This window comes from Rhizobium sp. P1_E1, from assembly GCF_056406015.1.
Window position 1 is genome coordinate 155325 of sequence record NZ_JBFUAY010000001.1, and the last position, 26527, is coordinate 181851.

29 protein-coding genes are annotated in these 26527 nt (G+C 61.8%); 12 read left to right on the forward strand and 17 right to left on the reverse strand.

The genetic code is table 11. The features are described 5' to 3' along the window. Positions 1–131 precede the first annotated feature (131 nt). On the reverse strand, positions 132–725 hold the full coding sequence (locus AC1D1Z_RS00800) for an NAD(P)H-dependent oxidoreductase (protein ID WP_477849176.1): 594 nt from the start codon (positions 723–725) through the stop codon (positions 132–134). Between the two features lie 2 nt (positions 726–727). Continuing rightward, complete coding sequence (xseA, locus tag AC1D1Z_RS00805; protein ID WP_131605442.1) at positions 728–2308, reverse strand: exodeoxyribonuclease VII large subunit; 1581 nt, start codon at positions 2306–2308, stop codon at positions 728–730. 342 nt (positions 2309–2650) lie between these two features. Between xseA and AC1D1Z_RS00810 the strand changes: the two genes are divergently transcribed. After that, a complete protein-coding gene (locus AC1D1Z_RS00810; RefSeq protein WP_018447920.1) occupies positions 2651–2896 on the forward strand; it encodes a hypothetical protein in 246 nt (81 codons plus the stop codon). A 128-nt stretch (positions 2897–3024) separates the two neighbouring features. Here AC1D1Z_RS00810 and AC1D1Z_RS00815 read toward each other — a convergent pair whose 3' ends face one another. Beyond that, entirely contained in the window at positions 3025–4872 is a 1848-nt protein-coding gene (locus tag AC1D1Z_RS00815) for a hypothetical protein (RefSeq protein WP_131647416.1), read from the reverse strand. Positions 4873–5032: 160 nt separating this feature from the next. On the opposite strand from AC1D1Z_RS00815, the gene AC1D1Z_RS00820 reads away from it, so the two are divergent. After that, positions 5033–6040: a glycosyltransferase gene (locus AC1D1Z_RS00820; RefSeq protein WP_130653442.1), complete on the forward strand. Its 1008-nt coding sequence runs from the start codon at positions 5033–5035 to the stop codon at positions 6038–6040. Beyond that, entirely contained in the window at positions 6037–6414 is a 378-nt protein-coding gene (locus tag AC1D1Z_RS00825; RefSeq protein ID WP_131605440.1) for a GtrA family protein, read from the forward strand. The genes AC1D1Z_RS00820 and AC1D1Z_RS00825 overlap by 4 nt, the downstream gene beginning before the upstream one ends. A 103-nt stretch (positions 6415–6517) precedes the next feature. On the opposite strand, the gene AC1D1Z_RS00830 is transcribed toward AC1D1Z_RS00825, so the two are convergent. Further along, entirely contained in the window at positions 6518–7504 is a 987-nt protein-coding gene (locus AC1D1Z_RS00830; protein WP_130653440.1) for a Gfo/Idh/MocA family protein, read from the reverse strand. Positions 7505–7683: 179 nt separating this feature from the next. On the opposite strand from AC1D1Z_RS00830, the gene AC1D1Z_RS00835 reads away from it, so the two are divergent. Then, entirely contained in the window at positions 7684–8631 is a 948-nt protein-coding gene (locus tag AC1D1Z_RS00835; protein WP_128408677.1) for an aldo/keto reductase, read from the forward strand. A gap of 14 nt (positions 8632–8645) precedes the next feature. Further along, positions 8646–9095 (forward strand): N-acetyltransferase family protein, encoded by a 450-nt coding sequence (locus AC1D1Z_RS00840; protein WP_477849181.1) that lies wholly within the window; start codon positions 8646–8648, stop codon positions 9093–9095. Between the two features lie 44 nt (positions 9096–9139). Here AC1D1Z_RS00840 and AC1D1Z_RS00845 read toward each other — a convergent pair whose 3' ends face one another. Next, positions 9140–9829 (reverse strand): hypothetical protein, encoded by a 690-nt coding sequence (locus AC1D1Z_RS00845; RefSeq protein ID WP_131605439.1) that lies wholly within the window; start codon positions 9827–9829, stop codon positions 9140–9142. A 113-nt stretch (positions 9830–9942) separates the two neighbouring features. On the opposite strand from AC1D1Z_RS00845, the gene AC1D1Z_RS00850 reads away from it, so the two are divergent. Continuing rightward, positions 9943–10440, forward strand: coding sequence for a YciE/YciF ferroxidase family protein (locus AC1D1Z_RS00850; RefSeq protein WP_028731767.1), 498 nt, complete (start codon positions 9943–9945; stop codon positions 10438–10440). 45 nt (positions 10441–10485) lie between these two features. Here the strand turns inward: AC1D1Z_RS00850 and AC1D1Z_RS00855 are convergent, their stop codons facing one another. After that, positions 10486–11403 carry a LysR family transcriptional regulator gene (locus AC1D1Z_RS00855; protein ID WP_131605437.1) on the reverse strand — a complete coding sequence of 306 codons (918 nt, stop codon included), beginning with the start codon at positions 11401–11403 and terminating at the stop codon, positions 10486–10488. Positions 11404–11639: 236 nt separating this feature from the next. Here AC1D1Z_RS00855 and AC1D1Z_RS00860 point away from each other — a divergent pair, with 236 nt between their 5' ends. Continuing rightward, entirely contained in the window at positions 11640–12635 is a 996-nt protein-coding gene (locus AC1D1Z_RS00860) for an aldo/keto reductase (RefSeq protein WP_131605436.1), read from the forward strand. 91 nt (positions 12636–12726) lie between these two features. Further along, positions 12727–13086, forward strand: a complete 360-nt coding sequence (locus AC1D1Z_RS00865) for a nuclear transport factor 2 family protein (RefSeq protein WP_105007961.1) — start codon at positions 12727–12729, stop codon at positions 13084–13086. A gap of 54 nt (positions 13087–13140) precedes the next feature. Here the strand turns inward: AC1D1Z_RS00865 and pheT are convergent, their stop codons facing one another. From pheT to infC, 5 genes are all read right to left on the reverse strand, one after another. Continuing rightward, positions 13141–15564, reverse strand: a complete 2424-nt coding sequence (pheT, locus tag AC1D1Z_RS00870; RefSeq protein ID WP_477849185.1) for a phenylalanine--tRNA ligase subunit beta — start codon at positions 15562–15564, stop codon at positions 13141–13143. Between the two features lie 16 nt (positions 15565–15580). Continuing rightward, positions 15581–16663: a phenylalanine--tRNA ligase subunit alpha gene (gene pheS, locus AC1D1Z_RS00875; RefSeq protein ID WP_018244384.1), complete on the reverse strand. Its 1083-nt coding sequence runs from the start codon at positions 16661–16663 to the stop codon at positions 15581–15583. A 150-nt stretch (positions 16664–16813) separates the two neighbouring features. Continuing rightward, positions 16814–17218, reverse strand: a complete 405-nt coding sequence (gene rplT / locus AC1D1Z_RS00880) for a 50S ribosomal protein L20 (protein ID WP_003544622.1) — start codon at positions 17216–17218, stop codon at positions 16814–16816. A 38-nt stretch (positions 17219–17256) separates the two neighbouring features. Then, positions 17257–17460 carry a 50S ribosomal protein L35 gene (rpmI, locus tag AC1D1Z_RS00885; protein WP_003570998.1) on the reverse strand — a complete coding sequence of 68 codons (204 nt, stop codon included), beginning with the start codon at positions 17458–17460 and terminating at the stop codon, positions 17257–17259. Between the two features lie 325 nt (positions 17461–17785). Further along, positions 17786–18322 carry a translation initiation factor IF-3 gene (infC, locus tag AC1D1Z_RS00890; protein ID WP_075225634.1) on the reverse strand — a complete coding sequence of 179 codons (537 nt, stop codon included), beginning with the start codon at positions 18320–18322 and terminating at the stop codon, positions 17786–17788. A gap of 178 nt (positions 18323–18500) precedes the next feature. Here infC and AC1D1Z_RS00895 point away from each other — a divergent pair, with 178 nt between their 5' ends. After that, positions 18501–19340 (forward strand): alpha/beta hydrolase, encoded by an 840-nt coding sequence (locus AC1D1Z_RS00895; RefSeq protein ID WP_047617430.1) that lies wholly within the window; start codon positions 18501–18503, stop codon positions 19338–19340. 165 nt (positions 19341–19505) lie between these two features. Beyond that, positions 19506–20105: a transglutaminase-like cysteine peptidase gene (locus AC1D1Z_RS00900; RefSeq protein WP_018244382.1), complete on the forward strand. Its 600-nt coding sequence runs from the start codon at positions 19506–19508 to the stop codon at positions 20103–20105. 159 nt (positions 20106–20264) lie between these two features. On the opposite strand, the gene mbfA is transcribed toward AC1D1Z_RS00900, so the two are convergent. Next, the gene (gene mbfA / locus AC1D1Z_RS00905; RefSeq protein ID WP_131605434.1) at positions 20265–21248 is read right to left on the reverse strand and encodes an iron exporter MbfA; all 984 of its coding nucleotides are present in this window, start codon (positions 21246–21248) and stop codon (positions 20265–20267) included. A gap of 184 nt (positions 21249–21432) precedes the next feature. Between mbfA and AC1D1Z_RS00910 the strand changes: the two genes are divergently transcribed. Continuing rightward, on the forward strand, positions 21433–21900 hold the full coding sequence (locus tag AC1D1Z_RS00910) for a group III truncated hemoglobin (RefSeq protein ID WP_131605433.1): 468 nt from the start codon (positions 21433–21435) through the stop codon (positions 21898–21900). A 33-nt stretch (positions 21901–21933) separates the two neighbouring features. Here the strand turns inward: AC1D1Z_RS00910 and AC1D1Z_RS00915 are convergent, their stop codons facing one another. The 3 genes from AC1D1Z_RS00915 to AC1D1Z_RS00925 all read right to left on the reverse strand — a co-directional run bounded on the left by AC1D1Z_RS00915 (position 21934) and on the right by AC1D1Z_RS00925 (position 24528). Beyond that, positions 21934–22845: an EamA family transporter gene (locus tag AC1D1Z_RS00915; protein WP_112905730.1), complete on the reverse strand. Its 912-nt coding sequence runs from the start codon at positions 22843–22845 to the stop codon at positions 21934–21936. 72 nt (positions 22846–22917) lie between these two features. After that, complete coding sequence (gene recX / locus AC1D1Z_RS00920; protein ID WP_131605432.1) at positions 22918–23493, reverse strand: recombination regulator RecX; 576 nt, start codon at positions 23491–23493, stop codon at positions 22918–22920. Positions 23494–23502: 9 nt separating this feature from the next. Beyond that, entirely contained in the window at positions 23503–24528 is a 1026-nt protein-coding gene (locus tag AC1D1Z_RS00925) for a histone deacetylase family protein (protein WP_131647417.1), read from the reverse strand. Between the two features lie 133 nt (positions 24529–24661). Here AC1D1Z_RS00925 and AC1D1Z_RS00930 point away from each other — a divergent pair, with 133 nt between their 5' ends. Further along, entirely contained in the window at positions 24662–25273 is a 612-nt protein-coding gene (locus tag AC1D1Z_RS00930) for an HAD-IA family hydrolase (RefSeq protein ID WP_131605430.1), read from the forward strand. 15 nt (positions 25274–25288) lie between these two features. Here the strand turns inward: AC1D1Z_RS00930 and AC1D1Z_RS00935 are convergent, their stop codons facing one another. After that, entirely contained in the window at positions 25289–25807 is a 519-nt protein-coding gene (locus AC1D1Z_RS00935) for a GNAT family N-acetyltransferase (RefSeq protein WP_018447939.1), read from the reverse strand. Between the two features lie 24 nt (positions 25808–25831). Next, positions 25832–26398: a helix-turn-helix domain-containing protein gene (locus AC1D1Z_RS00940; RefSeq protein ID WP_131605429.1), complete on the reverse strand. Its 567-nt coding sequence runs from the start codon at positions 26396–26398 to the stop codon at positions 25832–25834. Positions 26399–26527 lie beyond the last annotated feature (129 nt).

Consider the following 26527-nt stretch of genomic DNA (forward strand, 5'->3'; position numbering starts at 1 on the left):
TGAGGCTGGCGCGAGCGCGTGCCTCAGGTGATCCTTCGAAGCGACGTGGATCATGCTTCAGGACGAGACCGCGCAGCCCCAGCAGCATGCGCTAGAACGCAAACCCGCTGCACACTTTTGCTGGAATTGCTTTAGCGGATCGCCGATAGCAGCTTGCGCACGCGATCGAGATGCATCGTCCGCTTTGCATCGGTGGYGCGGTCCATGTCGTGCAGGCTGAGCATCTCGAAATTCAGCCGCTTCGAGCAGAAGGCGGCGATGCCGCGCTTCAAGAGCCGGCGCACCGGATCGCCCATATAGAGACGCACCAGCCACCAGGGCGAGCCTGTCGTCGTCAGCGCATAGAGCAGCCGGATATTGGTCAGCTGCGGCACGATACGGCCGCCGGCGGCGTCATGGCTGAAGGCAACACCGGGGGCGAAAACACGGTCGAAGAAACCCTTGAGGATGGCGGGGAAATTGAACCACCATTGCGGAAAGACAAAGATCAGGCCGTCGGCAGCCTTCAGGCGGGCAACGGTATCGGCAACGGCTGAGGTGTCATACGGCACGTCGAAATAGCCGCTGCGCTCGGCCTTCGAAAGGCGCGGATCGAAATCTTCGCGGTAGAGATCAAGCAGGTCGACCACGTGGCCTGCCGCTTCCAGCGCTTCGCGTGCGGTCCTTGCCACGGCAGCGGCGAAACTGTCCTCCAGCGGATGGGCAAGCACCAGCAGGATCCGCATTGTCAGAACAGGCTTCCCTGCTTCGGTGGCTCTGCGGGTCTTACGCTGCGCTTCTTGGCACCGGCCGGCGGTGCGCCGCCTTCCGTGGTCATGGCGCCGACACGACCGTCGGCGAATTCGATGGCGATGCCCATGCCGGCGGAGAGTTGCGCAGCCTGCGAGACCGGCCTGTTGTCCTCATCGCGAATGACGGCGTAACCGCGCTTCAGCACGTTCTTATAGGAGAGCGACTGCAGCACGCGGTCCTGCGAAGAAAGCTCGGCGCGCGCACGAGTCAGCTGGTGGCGGATCGCCGTATCGGCATGGCGCGAAAGATTGCCAAGGCGTTCGCGGCCGCGGTCGGTCTGGGTCTTCAGCCGGGCAGGCAGCGAGGCGAGGATTGCTTCGGCGCGGTCAACGCGTGATTTCAAGCGGTCGATCAGCCGCTCGACCATGCGCTCGGCCCGGGCCATGCGCTCGTTCAGCGTCTGGCGGCGCTCGGCGATGCGACCGGACAGCAGATCGGGGCGCAGATGCGAGCCGACGCGCTCGAAGCCGCGGCGCTTGTTGATGGTGTTGAGCTCCAGCCCGCGGCCGAGGCCGGTCGCCGCCTCGTCGAAACGCCGGCGCGGCAAGGCGAGAAGCTGATCGAGCGACGGCAATGCCCGCATCAGGGCGCGCACCGACTGGCGGCGCTGGTCCATCTGGCGGTTCATGCAGCCCTGCAGGCGGGCGGCAAGAGCGGCGGCCTGCGCCTCGAGCTCGGCCTTGACGGGCACCGCCATTTCGGCAGCCCCTGTCGGCGTCGGAGCACGGACATCGGCGGCATAGTCGATCAGCGTCCAGTCGGTCTCATGGCCGACGGCCGAGATCAGCGGTATTTCGCTTTCGGCCGCCGCGCGCACAACGATTTCGTCGTTGAAGCTCCAGAGATCTTCCAGACTGCCGCCACCGCGCGCGACGATCAGCACATCCGGGCGCGGAATGGCGCCGGCCGGCTCCAGCGCGTTGAAGCCGCGGATGGCGTTCGCCACCTCTTCGCCGGATCCCTCGCCCTGAACCTTCACCGGCCAGACAAGGACGTGCACGGGAAAACGATCGGAGATGCGGTGAAGGATATCGCGGATCACGGCGCCGGTCGGCGAGGTAACGACGCCGATTACGCTGGGCATGAAGGGCAGCCGCTTCTTGCGGGCGGCATCGAACAGGCCCTCGGCACCAAGCTTGCGTTTGCGCTCCTCGATCAGCGCCATCAGCGCGCCGGCGCCGGCCGGTTCCAGCGTCTCGATGACGATCTGATATTTCGAGGAGCCCGGAAAGGTGGTGACCTTGCCGGTGGCGATGACTTCCATGCCTTCTTCCGGGCGGAACTTCAGCCGCGAGAAGGTGCCCTTCCAGATGACGGCGTCGATGCGGGCGCGGTCGTCCTTCAGCGCGAAATAGGCATGGCCCGAGGAGTGCGGCCCACGATAGCCGGAGATCTCGCCGCGCACGCGAACCTGGTCAAAGGCGGTTTCGACGGTGCGCTTGATCGAGCCGGAAAGCTCCGAAACCGAATATTCGGCAAGGTTGGTCGGCGAATCGCTGTCGAAGACGTTGCTCATCCCTCCTTTCTATGTCCATCAGCGGTAAACGGGAAGGTCGGCATTGGGGGCGGGGCTTGGTTTTCCCGGCCGTTGAAATCGTTGGCGGGAGGGTTCGTCGCCGTTGCGTCGAGCGCGCTCGTCTCAACGCATCCTGCACATGCACTCGTTGCAGCCAGGTGGACAAACAACAAAATCGAGTAAATCTGTTTTGTTGCGGAACGTATAGTTAGACAATGCGTTTCACATGAAAGGGATTGCTAACCACCGCAATACAAAGGCTTTTCGGCAAAGCCTGCCGGTAAATCTTTGTTAGTTGGCGCTTCCTATGCTTCCCCTCGTTATCTCTGGGAAGGTGCTGAAATGATTATTCTCACAGCAGCAGCATTGGGCATCAGCGCCGGGCAAATGCGCTCGGCTGGCGTGATCGCGTTGGTCGCCGCGTTGATCGGAATGACATTCGCGCTGGCGGCGATAACCTCGCCCGGCCCAGTGTCCATTCTGGCATTCGTCTATGCCGTGCTCGGCTATAATGGCGGCCTCATGCTCTTCGTGCTCGGGCTCTTTGCCAAACAGCGCCTCCGTCGCGCCACGCGTGTCTCACACTGAAAGCGCGTCGCGATCTTTCAGATCGCTCCTCGCGCTTTAGGCCCTTATCTCAAACGCATGTCGTTATCGCAAAACCGCCGCACAGTTTTGCGCGACATGCTTTATTCCATCCTTGAAACTTGCCGGCGTCAATTCATCGCCGGCCGATAGCGAAAGAATTGCACGCCCATGTCGGCCGCCTTCGGAAGCGGTTCCAGATAGGGCGGGATATTCCCCTTGCCGAGCTGCGCATAGAGCCCATCCGGCTTCAGCTTGGCGATCTCGCGCGTCTGCAGGTCGCCGGGGCAGAAGGCAAGCGCCGTCACGCCAGTCCCCTTGAGGAAGGCTTCCGCCTCCTGAGGCTCCGCCATGCCGATATGCAGTTCCGTCAGCATGCCGCCCTGATTGCGATGATAGGGCGCGGAGAGAACCCGGTTCTTGGTGAAGCGGAGGATCGGCACGCCCATTTCCGACGGCGCGGAGATCAGTCCGGCCGGTAGCCCGGCGAGCGGCGCCAGCGCCGCTTGCGATGTGCAGGAAATCTCCTTTGCCGGCTTCGCGGCCTTCTTCTGGGCAGCATTCTCCATCTGCAGCGAGATAAACCCGCCTCCGACAGCCCAGGCGGCCGGAGCACTGGCGAGCACTGTCACGATATAGATGAAGGCGGCGGCGACATTCTCGCTGTCCCCGTTGGAGATGCGCTTGATATCGATGATCAGCAAGGCAAGCGGCAGGATCGAGATCAGGTTCGAGAACGTGGAACCGCGCACCTGGACCAGTGCGATTGCCCAGCTCGTCATCAGCAGGAAGAGCAGGATCAGGTGGATCTGCACGCGGTCACGTTGAGCGACGCGGAAGATGCAGACGGCGATACCGAACAGGCCGGCCGCATAGAAACCACCGATCGAGAAGGGATCGGTGCGCCCGAGAACGAAAAACGACTGCGCTTCCGATACATTCCTCAGCCAGAGCTCGACCAGCATCGGATCGAGACTGGCCAGCGGATCGCTCAGGCATTGCGGTGCGATCACGATCGCCGAACCGAAAACACCGGCGCCAACGACGGCGAGCGCGGCAAAGCGCAGGGGCCGGCGCAGGTGGCTGGCAAAGACCGCCGAAAACAACAGCAACCCGCCGCCGATCGCCGCCAGGCTGTAATAGCCGAGCGAGAGATTGTCGCACGTGACCATCGAATAAAGCCGGGGCGGCACTGTTGCGAAGAAGAGGATGCTGATCGCAATCGCCAGCGCCAGCCCGAAGGCCCTCGCGGCGGCAGCGAAATCTTCGCCCTCCCATGCCCAGAGCAGGGCAATGGTCAGGCAGACCGCGGCGACGAAAGGTGTCGTCTCGGCGCCGATGGCGATGGCAACCGCTGCAGCGATGCCGGCGACCGCATAACTCCAGGCGCGACGCTCGGGATCCAGCAGCATCGCGATCATCGTCGCGACCAAAGCCAGCTGCGCATTGTGATGATCGATGGCGCCCGGCGCGAAACGGTTTCCGGTGTAGATCGCAAGACCGGTCAAGCCGAGACTGATGTGCATGGCGGCAACGCCGCCGATGCGCCGACCGGCAACCGCCATGGCGAGCATGGCGGGCAGGATGAGCGATACCGGCCAGACGCCGAGCGCCAGCGCCTCGGCCGTCTCATGGGGTACAAACAGGCCGAAGAACCAGATCAGCGAGGCGATCGGCAGGTCGATCAGCCGCGACCAGTGCATCAGCGTGCCGCCGTCGAGGCCGAGACGGTATTGCATTAGATCGAACCAGGCCTGCCCGGCCAGAAAATCTCGAACTTCGACGAGACGCATTCCGTCGTCATTGTCGGGGCCGACGTAATCGGTGGCACCGGAAAGCTTGGTGATGAGGATGGCGGCGGCAAGGATGACGCTATAGGCGATGACGGTTGGCCAGAGACGCGTCAGCAGGCCGCGTACCCCGCCCCTGGGGGCGCCGGTCACGGAGGATGCATGGGCGATCGACTGCACAGCGTTCATTGTGGTTAGCGGTTCGTTTCCAGATAGCGAAGCTTAGCCGCCGCCGATCAAGAAAGTGTAAAGCCGTTTGTGGCAGCTGCCGATTTTGCCTGCGTCATAGGGTCTTATTAACGGCGCGTGATTTAGGCTGGGCGCGGCTTTAAGTGTAACGAGTAGAGTCATGGCCCGATCGCGTACCGACAATCTGAATATTGCCGTCCTGCTTCCCTGCTATAATGAAGCGGCGACGATCGGCCCTGTCGTCCAGGGCTTCCGGGCGACGCTGCCCGATGCTGCGATCCATGTCTACGACAACAATTCCACCGACGGCACCGCTCTGCAGGCAATGCTTGCCGGCGCGCATGTCGTGCGCGAGCGGCGCCAGGGCAAGGGCCATGTCGTGCGCCGCATGTTCGCCGATATCGACGCCGACATCTACATCATCGCCGACGGTGACGGCACCTATGCCCCGGAGGATGCCGAAGAGCTGGTGCGCACGCTGCTGACGGAGCGCGCCGACATGGTGGTCGGCACTCGCCGCGGCGTGCATGACGATGCCGGCCGTCAGGGTCATGCGATTGGAAACCGGCTTTTCAACCTGCTCTACCGGATGATCTTCGGCCCTGACTTCACCGATATCTTCTCCGGCTACCGCGCGTTTTCGCGCCGCTTCGTCAAGAGTTTCCCGGCTGTATCAGGCGGCTTCGAGATCGAAACCGAGATGTCCGTGCATGCCTCCCGGCTGAAGCTGCCGGTCAGCGAGCTGGAGCTCGACTACGGTCGCCGGCCGGAAGGCTCGCATTCCAAGCTTTCGACATTCCGCGACGGCGGCAAGATCCTCTGGATGTTCGCGATGCTGATGAAGGAAACCCGGCCCTTCGCCTTTTTCAGCGCAATCAGCGCCACCTTCATGCTGGCGAGCCTCGGCTTCATGGCGCCGGTGCTGGCGGAATATTTCGAGACGGGTCTCGTCAGCCGCATGCCGACCTGGGTGCTGTCGACGGCGCTGATGATGATATCCTTCATGCTGTTTACCGCCGGCGTCATCCTGGATTCCGTTGCGCGTGCCCGCGCCGAACAGCTTCGTATCCATTATATGGGCCTGGAGAGGCTGAGCGCGCTGAAGGCGCCGCTCAGCGACGCAGGGCCGGTATCGCGCGCCCGTCCCGGCAAGGCGGACGCGGCATGAAAAAGCTCATCCGCTTCACTATTGCCGGCGGCATCGGCTTCCTCGTCGATGCCGGCATCCTGTCGGCGCTGCTCCATCTGACGCCGCTCGGGCCGTTTCTGGCGCGGCTCGCCGCGATCGCCTTCGCCATGGCGGCGACCTGGGCTTTCAACCGGCGCTTCACCTTCGATCGCACCGGCCGTTCGCTTGCCGCCGAAGGTTTCCGCTACGGCTCGGTCGGGGTGACGGCAGCGCTGGTCAATTACGGACTCTATTGCGCGCTTCTGCTGTCGCTGCCGGCACTTCAGCCGCTTGCGGCCATGGTGGTCGCCAACCTCGCCTCGATGGTCTTCAGCTTTTTCGGCTATTCGCGCTTCGTCTTCCGCGCCGAGTGATTAGAGCGCCGCGCGTCCAAAAGGACGCGCAAAGGACGCTCTAACACTTTAAATTGGCCCATAATCCTTTCCGAAAATCGATCCCGATTTTCGGGGTTATGCGCTAGACTGCCTCCCAGCCGTCCTTCTCGCTGGCGCGATAGATCGCGTCGATCACCTTCTGGTTCAGCTTCGAATTTTCGAGCGTGACGATCTCTTCCTTGCCGTTCGTCACCGCCCGGGCGAAGGCCTCGACCTGCCGCTTGTACTGGCGGCTGTCCTGGAAGCGGAAGATGCGCGATTCCCTGTGGCTGCGGTCGGCAAGCTCGATCTCTTCCAGGCCCCAGCGATTGGCGTTGAACGGCGACTTGACCTCGATGTAACCTTCGGTGCCGTGAAAGACCATGACCTGACGGTTGGCCATCTGCGTCGAGATATAGAAGCTCAGCTCGAAATCGCCGAAATCGGCCTTGACGCTCGAATAGATATCCGTGCCGAAATCCGCATCGCGCTCGGTGATCGCCTGGATCCAGAGCGGCTCCTTGCCAGTGGAAAAGCGCGTGCTCATGACGGGATAGACGCCGATATCGGGAAGGCCGCCACCGCCGAGCTCGGGAACGTTGCGCATATTGGCGGGGTCGCGGTTGAAATAGGTGAAGGCGCCCTGCACATGCCGGAGCGACCCGATCGCGCCCTCATCGATCAACGAGCGCACCTTCTGCCAGACCGGCGAATAGTTGATCATATAGGCTTCGGTGACCACCACCCGGTTGCGGTCGCGAGCGGCGATCACGTCGTCGATATCGCCTGATTTCAGCGCCAGCGGCTTTTCGCAAAGCACGTGCTTGCCGGCATCGGCTGATTTGATCGACCATTCGATATGCTGCGAGGTCGGCAGCGGGATGTAGACGGCGTCGATGACGTCGGAGGCCAGCATCTCCTCGTAGGAGCCGAAGGCATGCGGCACGGAGAAGCGATCGGCCATCTCCCTTGCGCGCGTCAGATCACGGCTGGCAATCGCCGTGACGACGCAATTTTCCGCATCCTGGATCGCCGGAACGACATTGTCGCGGCCTATCTTCGCCGTTGAAATGATACCGAAGCGCAGCATGATCCAAGCCTCCCAAACTGATTTCCGCGAACCATATTCAGGCCTTGGCTGCGGCGCAATGGCGCGACCTGAAATCACGGAAGTTTGCCTTCCCGGATGCCCGGAATGCGCTAGGTTCTGTCAGGGCGGCGTTCTGCCGTATTCGCGATTTCAATTCCTTCACACTTCTGGAGAGCGTTATGGAAATGCGCCGGCTTGGAAAAACAGGTCTTTCGGTCGCGCCGATCGTCATCGGCGGCAATGTCTTCGGCTGGACGGCCGACGAGAAAACATCCTTCGCCATTCTCGACGCCTTCTTCGATGCGGGCCTGAACACGATCGATACGGCCGATGTCTATTCCGCCTGGGTTCCGGGCAACAAGGGTGGCGATTCCGAGGAGATCATCGGGCGCTGGCTAAGCCAAGCCAAGGTTTCCCGCGACAAGGCTGTCATCGTCACCAAGGTCGGTTCCGACATGGGACAGGGAAAGACGCTGAAGGAGACCTATATCCTCAAGGCGGTCGAGGATTCGCTGCGCCGGCTGCAGACCGACTATATCGACCTCTATCTCTCGCACTGGCCAGATGCCGATACGCCGCACGAGGAAACGCTCGGCGCCTTTGCCAAGCTGAAGCAGCAGGGCAAGATCCGCGCCATCGGCTGCTCGAACTATGATGCGAAACTGCTTCAGGCCTCGTTTGACGCTGCCGAGAAGGCCGGCCTGCCGCGTTACGATGTGCTGCAGCCGGAATATAATCTCTATGAGCGCGCCAGCTTCGAGGGGCCGCTTGCCGATCTCTGCGTCAAGGAAGACATCGGGGTCATCACCTATTTCAGCCTCGCCGCCGGCTTCCTCACCGGCAAATACCACAGCAAGGCCGATACGGAAGGCCGCGCGCGCGAGGGCCGGGTTTCGAAATATTTCGATGACAAAGGCCTGCGCATCCTGGCCGCGCTCGACAAGATTTCTGCCGAAACCGGCGCCAAGCCCGCGGAAATTTCGCTCGCCTGGCTACTGCGCAAGAAGGGCGTGACGGCGCCGATCGCCAGCGCGACCAGCCTTTCGCAGCTTGAAAGCCTGGCGAAATCGGCGACACTTGCGCTTTCCGATGACGCGATGGCGCTGCTCGACCAAGCCGGCGCCTGAAAGAAAGAGACGCCATGACCGTGAAGATACGCGAGGCCCGCCCCGAGGACGAAGCCCGCTGGCGCGAACTTTGGGCGGCCTACCTTGCCTTTTACGAAGTCGCGGTCGATGCCGATATCACCGATCAGACATGGCGTCGGGTCTTTGATCCGGCGTCGGCAATCGCGATGCGTGTCGCCGAGGTCGACGGCAGGATGATGGGCTTTGCGCTCTATCTCACGCATGAGGGCACGTGGATCCGCGGCAGGGACTGCTATCTCGAAGACCTGTTCGTCGATGCCGAGGTGCGCGGCAAAGGCCTCGGCCGGGCGCTGATGGACGATCTCGTTTCGACCTGCAAAGCCAAGGGCTGGTCACGGCTCTACTGGCATACGAGCGAGCAGAACAAGACGGCGCGGGCGCTTTACGACAGCTATGTCGAAAGCGACGGTCACATCCGATATCGCATCAGCTTCACTGCATAATTCCTTAAATCGGAACCGATTTAGGGATAAAATTATCCAGCAATTCAAAGTGTTACAGCGTCCTTTGCTCTCGAAAAGACGCGCGGCGCTGCAAGCGATGGAAAACCCGCATACCATTTTGAATGATTGCCTTCCCAATTGGCCATGCCTGGTTTGGTGAGGATGCCGCGCGGACTGATATAACTCTGGATCACCCGTTTCGGCCGTTCGTGCCACTGGATATTGAATGCCCATAGCTTCGGGAAGAAACAGAGCGAGGCATAAGGCAGGTGGTCGTGAATCCACCAGGCGAGCCGCTGCCAGTCGCTTTCATCGTGGTAATGGTCGATCATCCATGGCACGGCAATGCAGACGGCTGCGCCCATGCAGCCGTCGAAGTCCCTCATATCCCAGATGTGATGCGCTGATGTGGCGGCATTGGTCGAGCAGTTCAGCTTGTTCTCATTGCCGAACCTGTTGACCGCGGGCGAACGATAGCCGGAGCGGATATGCAGGCGCCCGAACGTTGCCTCTAGCGGCTCCAGCAACTCCTCGCAGAGCCTCTTGCCCGCCTCGATCGCCAGATCGGGATCCTCGGGGATATTGGGGATGCGGTAAAAATCGGCGATTTCGGAATGCAGGAAATCGCGGAGGAAGAAGTTTTGCGACAGCCGCACGCGGCCAAGGTCCTCCAGACCCTTCATCGAATTCGGCTTTCGCATGACTTTACCTCCCACATCGACGGCAGGAATCATCGCCCGGCACCGATTTCCAGTCCACCCGAAATCGATCGGGAACAATTAGCGCGGTCTTCTCTTCTTAATGTGTCGCCGCATTCGCGGTTTTCCCCAGAACAAGGATCGAGAAAATGGCCAAGGAAAAGACGTTGGAAGATCTCTTCTACGACACCCTCAAGGACATCTACTTTGCCGAACGGCAGATATTGCGCGCCCTGCCGAAGATGGCACGCGCCGCCCAATCCCCGGAACTGAAGAAGGGTTTCGAAAAACACCGTGAGGAAACCGAAGGGCAGGTCGAACGCCTGCAGCAGGTTTTCGAGCTGATCGGCAAACGCGCGCAGGGCAAGACCTGCGAGGCAATCCAGGGCATCATCGCCGAGGGCGAGGAAATCATGGAGGAATTCAAGGGCACGTCAGCTCTCGATGCCGGCCTGATTTCTGCGGCTCAAGCCGTCGAGCATTATGAAATCGCCCGCTACGGCACGCTGAAGACCTGGGCCGCGACGCTCGGTCTGAAGGAGGTCGTCGGCCTGCTCGACCAGACGCTGCAGCAGGAAACGGCCACCGACAAGACCCTCTCCCAGCTCGCCACCACGGCGGCAAACCAGAAGGCAAAGGCTGCCTGATGCACACGGCGCCCTAATAAAAACGGGCGGCCCGGTCCCCATTCCTTACCGGCCGCCCGTATCCTGCGCGCTGTGCGCGCTGTATCTGAAGAAATCGATGAAGGCGCGCAGCGCCGGGCGCATCTGCCGCCGAGTGGGATAATAGAGAAACGGCCCGGAATAGGGCGCGCACCAATCCTCCAGCACCCGCACAAGCTTGCCGCTCGCCAGTTCGGCATTGACCCGCATGTCGAAGAGATAGGCAAGACCCGCACCGTTCAGCGCTGCGAGCAGGGCCAGCCGATCCTCGCTGACGATCAGCGGCCCGTCGACCGAAACGACAAGTTCCTGCCCGTCCTTTTCGAATTCCCAGCGATAGATCGAGCCGTTGGTGAAGCGCCGCTTGATGCAGCGATGATGGACGAGATCGCGCGGATGCTCCGGCTTCGGATGATGCTCGAAATATTCGGGCGAAGCGGCGATCACCGTCGTCAGATTGGGCGAGACCCTGACCGCGATCATATCAGCCTCCAGGCTCTCCTCCAGCCGGATACCGGCATCGAAACCCTCCTTGACGATATCGGTGAAGCCATCCTCATTGGCGATCTCCAGGGTAATATCGGGATAGAGGTTGAGAAAGTCGCCGAGGCGCGGGGCGAGCAGCAGATCGGAGGCGAAGCGCGGCGCAGTGATGCGCAGGTTTCCGGCCGGCTTGCCGCGCGTATCGCGGACGGCCTCCAAGGCAATATCGATCTCCTCGAGTGCGGGACGAAGTCTTTCGAGAAGCAGGCGGCCCTCCTCCGTTGGCGCCACGCTGCGGGTAGTGCGCGCCAGCAGCCGCACCCCCAGACTTTCTTCGAGGCTGGAGATCGCATGGCTGACAGCCGAGGGTGCGACGAGGAGTTCCTTCGCCGCGGCCCGGAAGCTGCGATGCTCCGAGACGGCGGCGAGAACGGCGAGTTGTGAGAGCTGTGTTCTGTTCATTGATCGAAATGATAGAACAACCTGTTAGAAACTGCATGTATTTTCTGATTGATGCCGCAGCGATATGGTCTGCCGGTACCGCAACGATCCCAGAACAGGATGATTTCAGGCCGGTCGGCCCAAAATCTGAATCCTGTTCTGAATTAAATAGTTAGAGCATGATGTCGTCCGAAAACCGCTCACACTTTTCGGCATCATGCTCTGGCGGTTCAAAACAGCTCAAAAAGGAGCGCATCATGAAAACCCGGAAACTCGGAAACGATCTGACCGTCTCAGCCGTCGGTCTTGGCTGCATGGGCATGAGCTTTGCCTATGGCGCCAGCGACGATGCGGAATCGATCAAGACACTGCATCGCGCCATCGATCTCGGCGTGACCTTCTTCGACACCGCCGAAGTCTATGGTCCCTTTACCAACGAGGTTCTGCTTGGCAGAGCGTTGAAGCCGTTCCGCGACCGCGTGGTGATCGCCACCAAATTCGGCTTCAAGATCGACGCCAGCAAGCCGGGTATTGCCGCCATCGCCGGCGTCGACAGCCGCCCCGAGCACGTGCGGGTGGTGGCCGAGGCCTCGCTGAAACGCCTCGGCATCGAGACCATCGACCTCTTCTACCAGCACCGGGTCGATCCCAACGTGCCGATCGAAGAGACGGTCGGCGTCATGGCAGAGCTGGTGAAGGAAGGGAAAGTCCGCGCGCTCGGGCTTTCGGAAGCCGGCAGCGCCACCATTCGCCGCGCGCATGCGGTCCATCCGATCGCAGCCCTCCAGAGCGAATATTCGCTCTGGACGCGCGATCCCGAAGAGGAGGTGCTTGCGACATGCCGCGAACTCGGCATCGGCTTCGTGCCCTACAGCCCGCTGGGGCGCGGCTTCCTGACCGGGGCGATCCGCAAGGCGGAGGATCTCGACGCGGACGATTTCCGCCGGCAGGTGCCGCGTTTCCAGGCGGAAAATTTCGACGCCAATGCCGCTCTCGTCGCGACGCTCGAGCGGCTTGCCGACGAGAAGGGCGTGACGGCGGCACAGCTGGCGCTGGCCTGGGTGTTGAACCAGGGCGACGACATCGTGCCGATCCCCGGCGCCCGCAAGCTTCATCATCTCGAACAGAACGCCGCGGCCGCCGATATCGTGCTGAGCCCGGCGGAACTTGCGAGGCTTGAAGAGGTCATCCCAGCCGGGCAGGTTGCCGGCAAGCGCTATTCGGACGCCTCGCTTGCCATGACGAACATCTGAACCTGAAAAGCCCGGTCGGCCACAACCGGCCGGGCTTGCCTTCGGGGCTGGCGAAACTATCTAACGCCATCTCGAAGAACGGGATGAAAATATGTCGGACAGGCAGGCAGTCGAACAGACGGTTCATCTCTATGTCGAAGGCATGGCCTTCGCCAATGAGGCAGCCTTGAAAAAGGCCTTTCACCCGAAAAGCTCGATCATCGGCCATTACGAAAATGCCGTCGAATGGCTGACGCGGGACGAATTCATCGCCGCGATCCTGGCGGAGGAGCCGGCGCCGCCCGGCACGCAGCCCTACATGGATATCCAGAGCGTCGACGTCGAGGGCGATGCGGCAAGCGTCAAGGTCACCGACGATTTCGCCGGAATGCGCTTTACCGATTATCTCTCGTTGCTGAAGATCGACGGCCGCTGGACGATCGTCAGCAAACTCTTCCATCTGCATCTGTGAAAAGACCGGCCACTATTGGCGACCGGTCCATTATTTGACGACGTTGGGTGAAGCTCAGCTTCTGAGGACACCGCCGGTGAATTTCGTGACGCTGGCGACGATCTTCTGCGTCAGCGCCTCGAAATCTTCGTCCGTCAGCGTGCGTTCGACCGGCTGGATCTGCACCTCGATCGCCACCGACTTCTTGCCGTCGCCAACCGATGCGCCCTCGAAAATGTCGAAGACATTGACGCCGGTCACCAGCTTGCGGTCGGCGCCTGTTGCGGCCTTGACGATGGCGCCGGCTTCCACCGTCTTGTCGACGACGAAGGCGAAGTCACGCCGTACCACCTGGAAAGGCGACAGTTCGAGCGCCGGCTTGGTGCGCGTCGCCTTGCGCTTGGCGTCCGGCATGGCGTCGACATAGACCTCGAAGCCGCAGAGCGCGCCGGAGACATCAAGCGCTTCCAGCGTCAGCGGATGGAATTCGCCGAAATAGCCGAGCACGACCTTCGGCCCGATCTTGATCGTGCCGGAGCGGCCGGGATGATACCATTCCGGCCCGCCCTGCTCGATCTGGATATTGCCCATCGGCAGGCCGCAGGCTTCGATGACGGCGAGCGCGTCGGCCTTGGCGTCGAAGACATCGACCGGCTTGCCGCCGCCCTTGGCGACGTTCGACCAGGCGCGACCGGCGCCGGCAAGCGAGGCCGTGCCGCGGCGAATGCCGCCGGCAACGCGGCGCTGACCGTCCGGCCGATCGTTCTCATAGGTGCCGGAGACCTCGAAGAGGGCGACGTCGGCGTAACCCTTGTCGGCATTGCGCTGGGCGGCTGACAGCAGGCCCGGCAGCAGCGAGGGGCGCATATCCGACATTTCGGCGGCGATCGGGTTGGCAAGCTTGAGGGCGGGCGAGCCGCCGCCGAACAGCTTTGCCTGGTCTTCCGGAATGAAGGACCAGGTGACGGCTTCGAGCATGCCGCGCGCGGCCAGCGCCCGCTTGGCAAGGCGGGTGCGGATCTGCAGCGTCGTCAGGATCTTGCCGTTGACGGCCGCGTGACTTTCGAGCGGCGCCGGCTTGATATTGTCGACGCCGTGGATGCGCATGACCTCTTCCACGAGATCGGCCTTGCCGTCGACATCGGGACGCCAGGAGGGAACGGCGACGGAGACCCGCTCGCCGGAACCGGAGACCGTGAAGCCAAGGCGCGTCAGAATCGTGTTGCTTTCCGCATTCGAGACGTCGAGGCCCGTCAGGCGCTTGACCTCCGAATAGGGGAAATCGACGATCTTCTGTTCATGACCCTGGTAGCCAACGATCTCGGCCTTGGCGGGTTTGCCGCCGCAAAGTTCCAGCACCAGTTCCGTCGTGCGTTCGAGACCGGGGACCATATATTCCGGATCGACGCCGCGTTCGAAGCGGTAGCGGGCATCGGTGATGATGCCGAGGCTGCGGCCTGATTTGGCGATGTTCATCGGGTCCCAGAGGGCGGATTCGATCAACACGTCGACGGTGTTCTCGTCGCAGCCGGAATGTTCGCCGCCCATGATGCCACCGATCGATTCGATGCCATCCTCATCGGAGATGACGACGTTGTTCGGCGAGAGTTTGTATTCGCGCTGGTCGAGCGCCAGAACCGTCTCGCCTTCGGCGGCACGGCGGACGGTCAGGTTGCCCTTAATCTTGGCGGCATCGAAGACGTGGATCGGCCGCCCCTGATCGAAGGTCATATAATTGGTGACGTCAACAAGCGCGTTGATGGGGCGCAGGCCGATGGCGATCAGCCGCTGCTGCATCCAGCGCGGGCTCGGGCCGTTCTTGACGCCGCGCACGAGGCGGAGCGCAAAACCCGGGCAAAGCTTCGGGTCGTCGAGATCGAGCGTCAGCTTCACCGACGTCTCGCCTTCGACAGCGAAGGACGGTGCGGGYCGCGTCTTCAGCGTACCGAGACCGGAAGCGGCGAGATCACGGGCGATGCCGTGGATGCTGGTGCAATCCGGCCGGTTGGGCGTCAGGTTAATCTCGACGAGGGGATCGTCGAGATGAGCATAGGCGGCATAACTCTGGCCGACCGGCGCATCTTCGGGCAGATCGATGATGCCGTCGTGACTGTCGGAAATCTGCAACTCCTTTTCGGAGCACATCATGCCATGGCTTTCGACACCGCGGATATTGCCGACAGCGAGCGTCACGTCGATACCGGGAACATAGGTTCCGGGCGCTGCAAAGGCGCCGACAAGACCGGCGCGCGCATTCGGGGCGCCGCAGACGACCTGGACCGGCGCGCCGGTACCAGTATCGACCATCAGCACCTTCAGCCGATCGGCCTGGGGATGTTTTTCCGCCGAGACGACCCTGGCGATGACGAAGGGCTTGAATGCCGCCTTGTCGTCGACATCCTCGACCTCCAGTCCGATCTCGGTGAGGCGCGTGCAGATTTCATCGAGGCCGGCATCCGTTTCCAGATGCTCTTTCAGCCAGGAGAGCGTGAATTTCATCGTCCCAATTCTCCGTTCAAGCGCTGAGGCCGCCGAACAGCGTCGGCATGTCGAGCGGGCGGAAGCCGTAATGCGTCATCCAGCGGACGTCGGCGTTGAAGAAGTCGCGCAGATCGGGCATGCCGTATTTCAGCATGGCGATGCGGTCGAGGCCCATGCCCCAGGCAAAACCCTGATATTCGTCCGGATCGAGCCCGCCGTAACGCAGCACGTTCGGGTGGACCATGCCGCAGCCGAGGATTTCCATCCAGTCGGTACCCTCGCCGAACTTGACGATCGGGCCGGAGCGGTCGCACTGGATATCGACCTCGAAAGAGGGCTCGGTGAAGGGGAAGAAGGACGGGCGAAAACGCATCGTCACGCTGTCGACCTCGAAGAAGGTCTTGCAGAATTCTTCCAGCACCCAGCGGAGGTTGGCGACATTGGCCTTCTTGTCGACGACCAGGCCTTCGACCTGATGGAACATCGGCGAATGCGTAGCGTCCGAGTCCTGGCGGTAGGTCTTGCCGGGAATGATGATGCGGATCGGCGGTGTCTGCGCCTCCATGGTGCGCACCTGCACCGGCGAGGTATGGGTGCGCAACACCTTGCGCTCGCCATTCTCATCCGGGTTGAAGAAGAAGGTGTCGTGCATCTCGCGGGCCGGATGGCCCTCGGGGAAATTCAGCGCGGTGAAATTGTAATAATCGGTCTCGATGTCGGGACCTTCGGCGATCGAGAAGCCCATGTCGGCGAAGATCGCGGTGATCTCGTCGACGATCTGGCTGATCGGATGGATGCGGCCGCGTTCGGCCGGCGAAGAGCGCACCGGCAGGCTGACGTCGACCGTCTCGGCCTTCAGCCGCGCATCGATCGCCGCTTGCCGCAGCGTCGCCTTGCGGGCGCCAAGCGCCTCGGTCACTGCGTTCTTCAGAACGTTGATCGCAGCGCCCTTGCTCTGGCGCTCTTCTGGCGTCATGGCGCCGAGCGTCTTCAACAGTTCGGAGACGGAGCCCTTCTTGCCGAGGGCGGAAACGCGCACGGCTTCCAGGGCCGTTTCGTCATCGGCGGCGGCGATTTCGGCGAGCAGCGATGTGTTGAGCTGGTCGATATCTGACATTGTCACTTCTTTCCGTCCAGTATCAGGCGGGCGATCGGGAGGCAGGCGGCGCCGGCCGGCGCCAGGAATATAAAGTAAGAAAAACCCGCGCTAGCCCAAACCAGCGCGGGTTTCCCAAAATCATAAATTCAAAAGCTTGGGAAGCGCTGGTTACTTGACCGCGCCTTCAAACTCGTTCGCCGTGCCGGCTTCCTTGAGGTATTCAAGAGCCTTCTTGGCAGCGCTGACCAGCGCGCCGAATGCTTCCGGCTCGTGGATCGCCATGTCGGAGAGAACCTTGCGGTCGACTTCGATGCCAGCCTTGTTCAGGCCGTCGATGAAGCGGCCGTAGGTCAGGCCGAATTCACGCACAGCGGCGTTGATGCGCTGGATCCAAAGCGCACGGAAGTTGCGCTTGTTGACCTTGCGGTCGCGGTAGGCGTACTGCTTCGAACGATCGACAGCAGCCTTGGCGGTACGGATGGTGTTCTTGCGGCGGCCGTAAAAGCCCTTTGCTGCCTTCAGAACCTTCTTGTGCTTGGCATGAGAGGTGACGCCTCTTTTTACACGTGCCATATCATGAGCTCCTTAAATCTAGCGTTCGCGGACGAGTCTCAGAGACCGTTCGGCAGGTAATTCTTGATAACCTTGCGGCCATCCGGTTCTGCGAGAACCATGGTGCCACGTGCATCGCGAATGAACTTGTTGGTACGCTTGATCATGCCATGGCGCTTGCCAGCAGCGGCAGCCTTGACCTTGCCGGTTGCGGTGATCTTGAACCGCTTCTTGGCAGAGGACTTCGTCTTCATCTTGGGCATTTTGCTACTCCTTCTGTCCTCCCTGCGCGCTTTATCAAAAAAGCCCTCCTGCGAAGTCCGGTTCTCCGGCCGTCGCAACAAGGTGYGGGAGCGTTTGTTGTTGATCTGCGGCATCGGCGACGAACCGTTCCGCAAGCATTCGAAACTGCCACGGCATGCCCTGCCGGTCAGTTCGGACGCGCGCTTATAACCGCAGCGTCATGAAAGTGCAACGGGGCGGCGGAGGAATCTTCGCTCACCCGAAAACACAATGGCGCAAAGCAGAATGGCAGAAAGCACAAAAGCCGCCCTTGCGGACGGCCTTGGGCGAAAAACTGCCTGGCGCTTACTTCGGCGCCAGCACCATCATCATCTGGCGGCCTTCGAGCTTCGGTTCGGCTTCGACCTTGGCGAACTCGATCGTATCAGCCTTGACCTGCTGCAGAAGCTTCATGCCGAGTTCCTGGTGGGCCATTTCACGGCCGCGGAACTTCAGCGTCACCTTGACCTTGTCGCCTTCGTCGAAGAAGCGACCCATCGCCTTCATCTTCACCTCATAATCATGGGTGTCGATGTTCGGGCGCATCTTGATTTCTTTGACTTCGACGATCTTCTGCTTCTTGCGCGCCTCGGCAGCCTTCTTCTGGTTAGCATATTTCAGCTTGCCCAGATCGAGGATCTTGCACACCGGCGGTTCGACATTGGGGGAAATTTCGACGAGATCGAGGCCGGCTTCTTCCGCCATTCTCAAGGCCTGGTCGGTAGGCACGACGCCCATATTCTCTCCGTCAGCCCCGATCAGCTGAACTTTGGGAATGCGGATTTCACGGTTCGAGCGCGGTCCGTCCTTCACGGGCGCGTCGGTTTTAAAAGGTCTGCGAATGGTCGTATTCTCCTCGCGTTGTTTCGGAACGTTGCAGCATCGCGCTCCCAATCAGGGGTGCACAAACGTGTCGCGTCATCGCTGCAACGGAGTCAATATCATCCTTTAGCGGAAAAATCACCCGCTGTCAGCCTGCCAAGAATCTGTTTTATAGGCCAAAACAACAGGAGTTTCGCCGATGTCCGATCAGTTGTCCAATGCCCAGCCGCAGTTTCTGACGGTCGGCGAGGGTGAGGCGGCGCGTGAGATCGCCATGCTCGTCCGCCCGGCGCAGGCCGGCAATGGTGCACCGGCACTCGTCTGGCTGTCCGGCTACCGCTCCGACATGAGCGGCACCAAGGCGGTGGAACTCGACGGGCTGGCGGCGGAACTTGGCGCCGCCTGCATCCGCCTCGATTATTCCGGCCACGGACTTTCCGGCGGCAGCTTCGGCGACGGCACGATCTCGCGCTGGCTGGAGGAGGCGCTTGCCGTCATCCGCCATGTCGCGCCCGATCGGATAATCCTCGTCGGCTCGTCGATGGGCGGCTGGATCGCGCTCAGGCTGGCGCAGGAACTTGCGCGGCAGGGCGGCCCAAAGCTCGAAGGCCCAAAACTCGAAGGCATGGTGCTGATCGCGCCCGCACCCGATTTCACCTCGGAGCTGATCGAGCCGAACCTGAAGGCCAAGGAGCGCAAGTCGCTTGCCGAGCGCGGCTATTTCGAAGAGCGCTCGCAATACAGTCCGGAACCGAACATCTATACGCGGGCGCTGATCGAGGACGGCCGCGAGAACCGGGTGCTCGACGGCATCATCGAAACGGGCTGCCCGGTGCATATCCTCCAGGGCATGAAAGACGCTGATGTGCCGCATGCACATGCGATGAAACTGGTCGAACATCTTCCCGCCGACGACGTGGTGCTGACCTTCATCCGCGACGGCGACCATCGCCTTTCCCGCCCCGGCGACATCGCGCTGCTCGTGAGCGCCGTCAAAGGCATCATCCGTTCATCAACAATTAGGCAGATGCCCGCTTGAATGGCATCGGCGGATAAATTCGCCTGATACAGGTCCCCAAGCCGTTGCATTTTAACCATGTCGGCGAGTCGCAAGGTCCTACCAAGAAGTAACGATTGACTCTTTCCGGCCCTCTCCATTAACACTTTGTTAATAAATAAGGGGCGATGCAAGGAAAGAGCGGGCGTGCGGATCAAGGGTATCTTTGTGGCCATGATGGCCGTGTTTGCGATGGCAACGGCCGCCATACCGGCCCCAAGCAGAAATGCTTCAATGGTAACGGGCAATGCCACCTCACAGCCGATCGGCCACTACGATTTCTGTCAGATCCACCGCAATGAATGTGGCGCAAACCGCAACGCAGGCCCGGTCGCCATGAACCCGGGGAAGTGGTCGCTCGTCCGTTTGGTCAACGCCACGGTCAATCGCACCATCACGCCGATGACCGACAAGGAAATCTACGGCAAGGATGAGGTCTGGGCCTATCCGACCACCGCCGGCGACTGTGAGGATTTCGCTCTGCTGAAGCGCCGCATGCTGATCCAGCGCGGCTTTTCGGCGGCCGATCTGCTGATGACCGTCGTGCGCAAGCCGGATGGCGAAGGCCATGCGGTGCTGACGCTGCGCACTGCCGAGGGCGATTTCGTGCTCGACAACCTCGCCTCCGACGTCAAGCCGTGGTTTGCGACGCCCTATTCCTTCGTCAAGCGCCAGTCGAGCTACAATGCCGGCCGCTGGGTCACCATCGAGAACGGCCGCGACGTCCTGGTCGGCGCTCTGCGGTAAGGCTTGCAATAGAGAATGTGGAAAGGCCGGCGATTTGCCGGCCTTTTTGTTTTGTGGGTTTCGGATGCCGCACCGTCTCCCGGCCCTTCGCTTTAGGCTCAGGGCGTTCGTTGCTGCGGATTTACTGGATCGATTGCTCGGGCTATGCCCGACCGCAACTCACCCATTCCCGATCAGGATACCCGCACCGAGCACCAGGCTACCGCCGAGCACCACCTGGAAGGCKGCGCGCAGGAAGGGGGTTTCCATGTAGCGATTCTGGATGAAGGCGATGGCCCAGAGCTCGAAGAAGACAACGACGGCAGCGGTGATCGTCGCCGTCCAGAAATGCGGGATCAGATAGGGCAGTGCGTGGCCGAGACCGCCGAGCGCCGTCATGATGCCGCAGGCAAGGCCGCGCTTGACCGGCGAGCCTCTGCCGGAGATCTTGCCGTCGTCATGGGCGGCTTCGGTGAAGCCCATCGAAATGCCGGCGCCGACGGAGGCCGAAAGGCCGACGAGGAAGGTCTGCCAGGTATCCTGCGTCGCGAAGGCGGCAGCGAAGATCGGCGCCAGCGTCGAGACCGAGCCGTCCATCAGCCCGGCAAGRCCCGGCTGCACATAGGTCAGCACGAACTGCCGGCGCACCGTCTCGTCCTCGTCGTGCTTGACGTCTTCGGGCGTATGTTTGTCGCCCAGCATGCGGGCAATATCTTCATGCCCCTGTTCGGCGAGGGCGAGATCACCGAGAAGCTGGCGCGTCGAGGCGTCCGAGGTCCGCTTTGCCGCCTCGACATAGAAGCGATAGGCCTGCTCCTCCATCGCCTCGGATTCCCTGCGCATCGCATCCAGCGAAAGGTTTGCCCTGAGCCAGTCCGGCTTGCGCTCGTAGAAGCCCTCCACATGCTCGCGCCGGATCAACGGAATGCGCTCACCGAAACGCTGGCGATGGATCTCGATCAACGACTTGCGATGCGTATCCTCGACATCGGCCATGTCCTCGAAGACCTTGGCCGAGGCCGGAAATTCGCGGCGCAGTCTGTCGGCATAGGCAAGATAGATGCGGGCATCGTCTTCCTCGGAGGCGATCCCAAGGGCAAGGATCTCCTGCTCGGACAGCGACTCGAAAGATCGTTTCGAGGATCTGAAAAACCGCGCCAGCATGATCTTCTCCAATTTTTAGAATTATTCTAAATCTAAAGAACGCGGCGATGGCGGTCAAGTGCGTGAGGCAATTCAAAGTGCTACAGCGCTGACAGATTGCCGCAAGCGGCACGGACGACTTTGGTGCGCTGGCATAAACACCTATATGAAAGGGCGCCGCATCACGCGGCGCCTGGGTTTTGGAATGGACAATGACATTCAGGGCCGCCCTGCTCATATCGCGGCGATCCGCGAAAGGGCGGAGGCCGAGATGCGGGACATGGGCGTCGACGCGGCCTTCATCGACAGGCTGGTCGAGACCTTTTACGGGCGCGTGTTAACGCATCCCGATCTCGGCCCGGTGTTCGACGCCAAGCTGGCCGGCCGCTGGCCGGAGCATATGGCGAAAATGAAGGGCTTCTGGTCGGCTGTCGCCTTCCGCAGCGGCGCCTATGGCGGCAAGCCGGCGCAGGCGCATACTCATGTGGCAAACCTGACACCGGATCTCTTTCCGAAGTGGCTGTCGTTGTTTGCCGCAACACTCGACGACATCGCCCCGTCGCTGGAGGCCAAGGCCTGGTTCATGGCGACGGCGGAACGGATCGCCAAGAGCCTGGTGCTGTCGCTGTTCTACAATCCGGCTCTCGACGATCCCAAGCGCAAACCCGCCTGATCCAAATTAACGAAATAGCGCAGGCATTCAGCTCTAAGTCTTCGCCGCCGAGGCGGTGGCGCCGGCGCTGGCCGCCACCACGAGCGCCGTACCCAGTATCTGCAGCGCGGTCATCGGCTGGGCCAGGATCAGAAAGCCGGCGAGCGCGCCGATCGCCGGTTCGAGGCTCATCAGGATGCCGAAGGATGCCGACGGCATGCGCCGCAGCGCCACCATTTCCAGCGCATAGGGCAACAGCGGCACGAGGATGGCAAGGCCGAGAACCTCGACCAGTCCCTTCAGCGTGAAGGCGCCCCCTGTCTCGGCAAGGCCGAAGGGGGTTGCGACGAGGCCGGCAACGATCAGCGACATCGAGAGGCCTTCCAGACCCTTGAAGGCAGCGCCGACTTTCTTCGTCAGTAGGATATAGACCGCCCATCCCACAGCCGAGCCGAGAGCGAAGAGGACGCCCGGGAGATTGCCGACCCAGCCTTCGCCGTCATGGGCGAGGAAGAGAATGCCGGCCGCAGCGATCAACGGCCAGGCGAGCCGCCAGGTCAGGCCATAGCCGAAGACGGCGACCGAGAGCGGCCCGAGGAAATCGATGGCGATCGCCAGGCCGAGCGGCAGCCGCTGGATCGCCGCGAAGAAGCAGAGCGTCATGGCGGCCGTCGTCGTGCCAAGCAGCAATGTCGCCCGCCACTGGGCGCCGCTATAACGCAGCACCGAAGGCCTGACGACGACGGCAAGGATGATCGCCGCAAAAGCAAGCCGCAGCCAGGTGGCGCCGGCAACGCCATAGGTCGCAATGGCTGGCGAAGACAGTGCTGCGCCGAACTGGATCGAAGACATCGACATCAGGCACATCGCGACACCGGCCGCCAAGCCGCCCGAAGTCGGGGATACGCCCGGCTGCGCAATCAAGGCTGCGCCGTCCGTCCCCGTCTCGATATTCTTGATGTCCATGTGGCCCCCGATCCTGGCGCGGTTCTAGGCCGAAGACGGGTGAGAACCAAATTCAAACTTTTCATGCCGGGATCAAGAGCGCTGATGCTGAGGCGCCAAAGATCGGCCAGCAAGGATGACCTCTTCGGCGTCTTCAAAGCTCATGTCGAAGACCTTCCTGCCGATGTCGAAGCTGAAGCCGTTGCGGGCGAAAGCCGAAAGCTCTTTCGCCTTTCGCTTTTCATCGAGCTCGACCCGGCGGAAGGGGCCGAAGGCGCGTTTGCGGGCAAAGATCGCTGCGGCATAGAGATCGTCAGCCTCCTCAAGTGCCACTTCGACCTTGTCGCTGGAGACGCCCTTGGCAGCAAGCTTCTGGGCGATCGCGCGCTTCGATTTACCGCCGCGCACGGCCGAGCGCGTGCTGATCTCCGCATAGGCGCTATCGTCGAGCACCTTATTGTCATAGGCAAATTTGACGGCGAAATCGGCAACGGCCTTGAGTTGCGCCGCGCTGATATCCTCGAATTTCTCCTTCGCCTTGCGGGCAATGGCGTCAAACAGCTGCTTTTCCGTCATCATCCGCCGCTCGAGGCGATAGACGGTGGAGTTGCGCGCCCAGCTCAGCATGCGGGGTGTCGGGATATCGGATGAAACGGTCTCGTCGGTCATCGGCAGAGATCAAGCTTCCAGGCCCTTGAGGACATTGGCGACGTTGAGGCCGATCTCCGGCACACCGTAGCCGCCCTCCATGCAGGCGAGCACCGGCAGGCCGGCGGCTGATATCATCGCGCCCATGCGGGTGAAATCGTCGGAGGTGAGGCTGAAGAAGGAGATCGGATCGCGCTCGAAAGTGTCGACGCCGAGTGCCACGACGATCGCCTCGGCGCCGAAGGTCTTGATGCGGGTGAGCGCATCGGCAAGGGCCGAAGACCAGACATCCCAAGGCGTGCCCGGGAGCATCGGATAGTTGCGGTTGCTACCTTCGCCCTCCCCCTCGCCTTCCTCGTCGGCATGGCCGAGGAAATAGGGAAAGGCATGCATGGGATCGCCATGCAGCGAGGCGGTGAAGACATCGCCTCTGTGATAGAAAAGATCCTGCGTGCCGTTGCCGTGGTGGAAATCGACATCCAGCACCGCGACTTTCCTCGCACCATGGTCGAGCAGCCGCTGCGCCGCGACACCTGAATTGTTGATGAAGCAATAACCGCCGAAGAGATCGATGCCGGCATGGTGGCCGGGCGGGCGGCAGAGCGCGAAGGCGAAACGATTGCCGGCATTCAGCCAATCGGCGCCTGTGATCGCGCAGCGCATGGAGGCGATCGCCGCCTCGTAGGAGCCCTTGGTGATCGAGGTATCGGCGGCATTGGCGTAATGGCCGATCGCGCCGACGATATTGTTGGGCACGCGCTGGCTGGTACGGCGAACGGCGAAGGAATTGGCGATCGCCTCGCCGGTGAAACCGGCCGCCACCCAGCGGTCCCAGACGGTGGCAAGAAAATCCAGATAGGCGGGATCATGCACCTCTAGCGCCGTTTCCAATCCATGCGCATCAGGCGCCACCACGTCGGTAAAGCCCACCTCCTTGACCGCCGCCAGGATCCATTCGGCGCGAAACGGCGCCTCGAAGGGCGTCACCAGTTGGCCGGCATGCAGCTCGGTCCTGGCATCGCGCAGCTTGTGGTCTTCGGAATAGATGACGCGCATTTCAGATCCTGCCCTTGATTGACGATGGAGATTTACACGGCTCGGCCGCGACAAAAAAGTGGCGCGCCGTCTTGAACGTCCAGGCGGATGACGCCACCTTCGCCGGTGTTTTGAGAACGAGGAAATATTCTGCATGAAAGTGCTGATGGTCGATGTCGACGGCGTACTCATTCATGGTCGCCCCGCCGACGGCCTGCCTCACTTCACCTATCTGGAACGCGACCTCGGCCTGCGGGTCGACCTGCTGCAGCAGGAATTCTTCCAGACCCACTGGCGCGATATCATCATCGGCCGCGAGGCGCTGGAGCCGAGGCTCGCCGGCGTTCTCGCAAAGATTGCGCCCCACCTCAGCGCCGAAACACTGATCGACTACTGGTTCGAAAACGATTCCCGTCTCGACCGCAATCTGCTCGAAGAACTCGCTGCTCTCAGGCAAAGCGGCATCACTCTCTTGCTGGCGACCAACCAGGAGCATAGGCGGGCACGCTACCTGATGGAGCAGATCGGCCTTAGCGCACATTTCGACGACATCATCTATTCCGCAGCACTCGGACACAACAAGCCTTCTCCCGATTTCTTCCGGCTGGCGACCGAGCGGGCCGGCGTGCTGCCCGGCGACATCGCCTTCATCGACGATATGGCCGAAAACATCGAAGCGGCGCGACAGTTCGGCTGGAATGCGGCGCAATGGACGGCGGGCACGACGCTTGGCGGCGCGCTTCCGGTCTTCGCCAGGCCGGCATGAGCGGGGCCGGCGCAATCAGGTAAGCCGCTTGTAGAACAGGGTGGTGGCGCAGAAGCCGCCTTCCGGCCACAGCGCGTAATCGGGGATGACACCGACACGCTGCCAGCCCAGGCGCGGATAGATCGCCTCGGCATCGCTGCCGGTTGCCGTGTCGAGCACGAGCAGGGTCTTGCCGCGGCTTGCCGCCTCACGCTCGGCGGCATCCATCAGCAGCCGGGCGAGCCCCTTGCCGCGGGCGGAGCGATGCACCAGCAGCTTCTTCAGGTCGCCGCGATGCGGCTGGTTCGGCATCTGCGCGGCACCCACCTGCACGGTACCGACGATCCTGCCGTCGAGTTCGGCAACCAGCAGCAGATTGCCGCCGGTGGCAACGGCATCGGCGACATCACGCCAATAGGGCTCGGCATCCTCAGGGCCATAGGGCTGCATGAAGCCGACGGAGGCGCCGCCCGCGACACAATCGACAAGCACCTGCGAAAGGGCCGGAACGGCGGCGCGGGCCTCCTCGGCGGAAAGGGTACGAATAGCAGGCATGCTGTTCTCCTGAAATGAATACTGTTATCGGCCGCCGCGATCGAGCACGACGCAATAGCGTGCCGGCATATTGCCGGGATTGTGGAAGACGTGGCCCTCGCCGACCGGCATGAAGAGGCAATCGCCCGGCCGCAGCCGGTAGACCATCTCAGCCGCGGTCATCTCCAGCTCGCCGTCGAACAGCCAGATATGCTGCGTCATGCCATGGGCGCTCGCATGCGGGGGGAAGCTGACGCGGGCGCCGGCCGGGAATTCAACCTCGACGATATCGACATCGGAAGCCGTGCCCGGGGGTGAAACAGACCGTCTGATATAACCGGTCTCCGGATCGCGCCAGACCTGTTGCTCCTGCCTCCGGGCGAGCGGCGAAGCCTGCCCCTCTTCCGCAAAGAAGGCCGACAGCGACAGGCCGAGCGCGGCGCAGATCCTTGCCAGCAGCGAGGCGGTCGGGCTCGCCTCCGCCCGCTCGATGCGCGAGATCATCGCCCGGCTGACGCCGGAGGCCGCAGCAAGATCATCGAGCGTCAGAGCCTTTTCCTGCCGTAGCGTGCGGATGCGGATGCCGATCGCCTGTTCCAGTTCCGGTTCCATTTTTCAGTCCCGTGATTCCACTATAAGAGAAATACATTATCTGATGATGGAATCAAGTGTCTACGAAAAGCGGCCAAAACGCGGCTTGCTTTCGCCGCTGCGCCGTCCATATATGGCGGCGTAATCCGA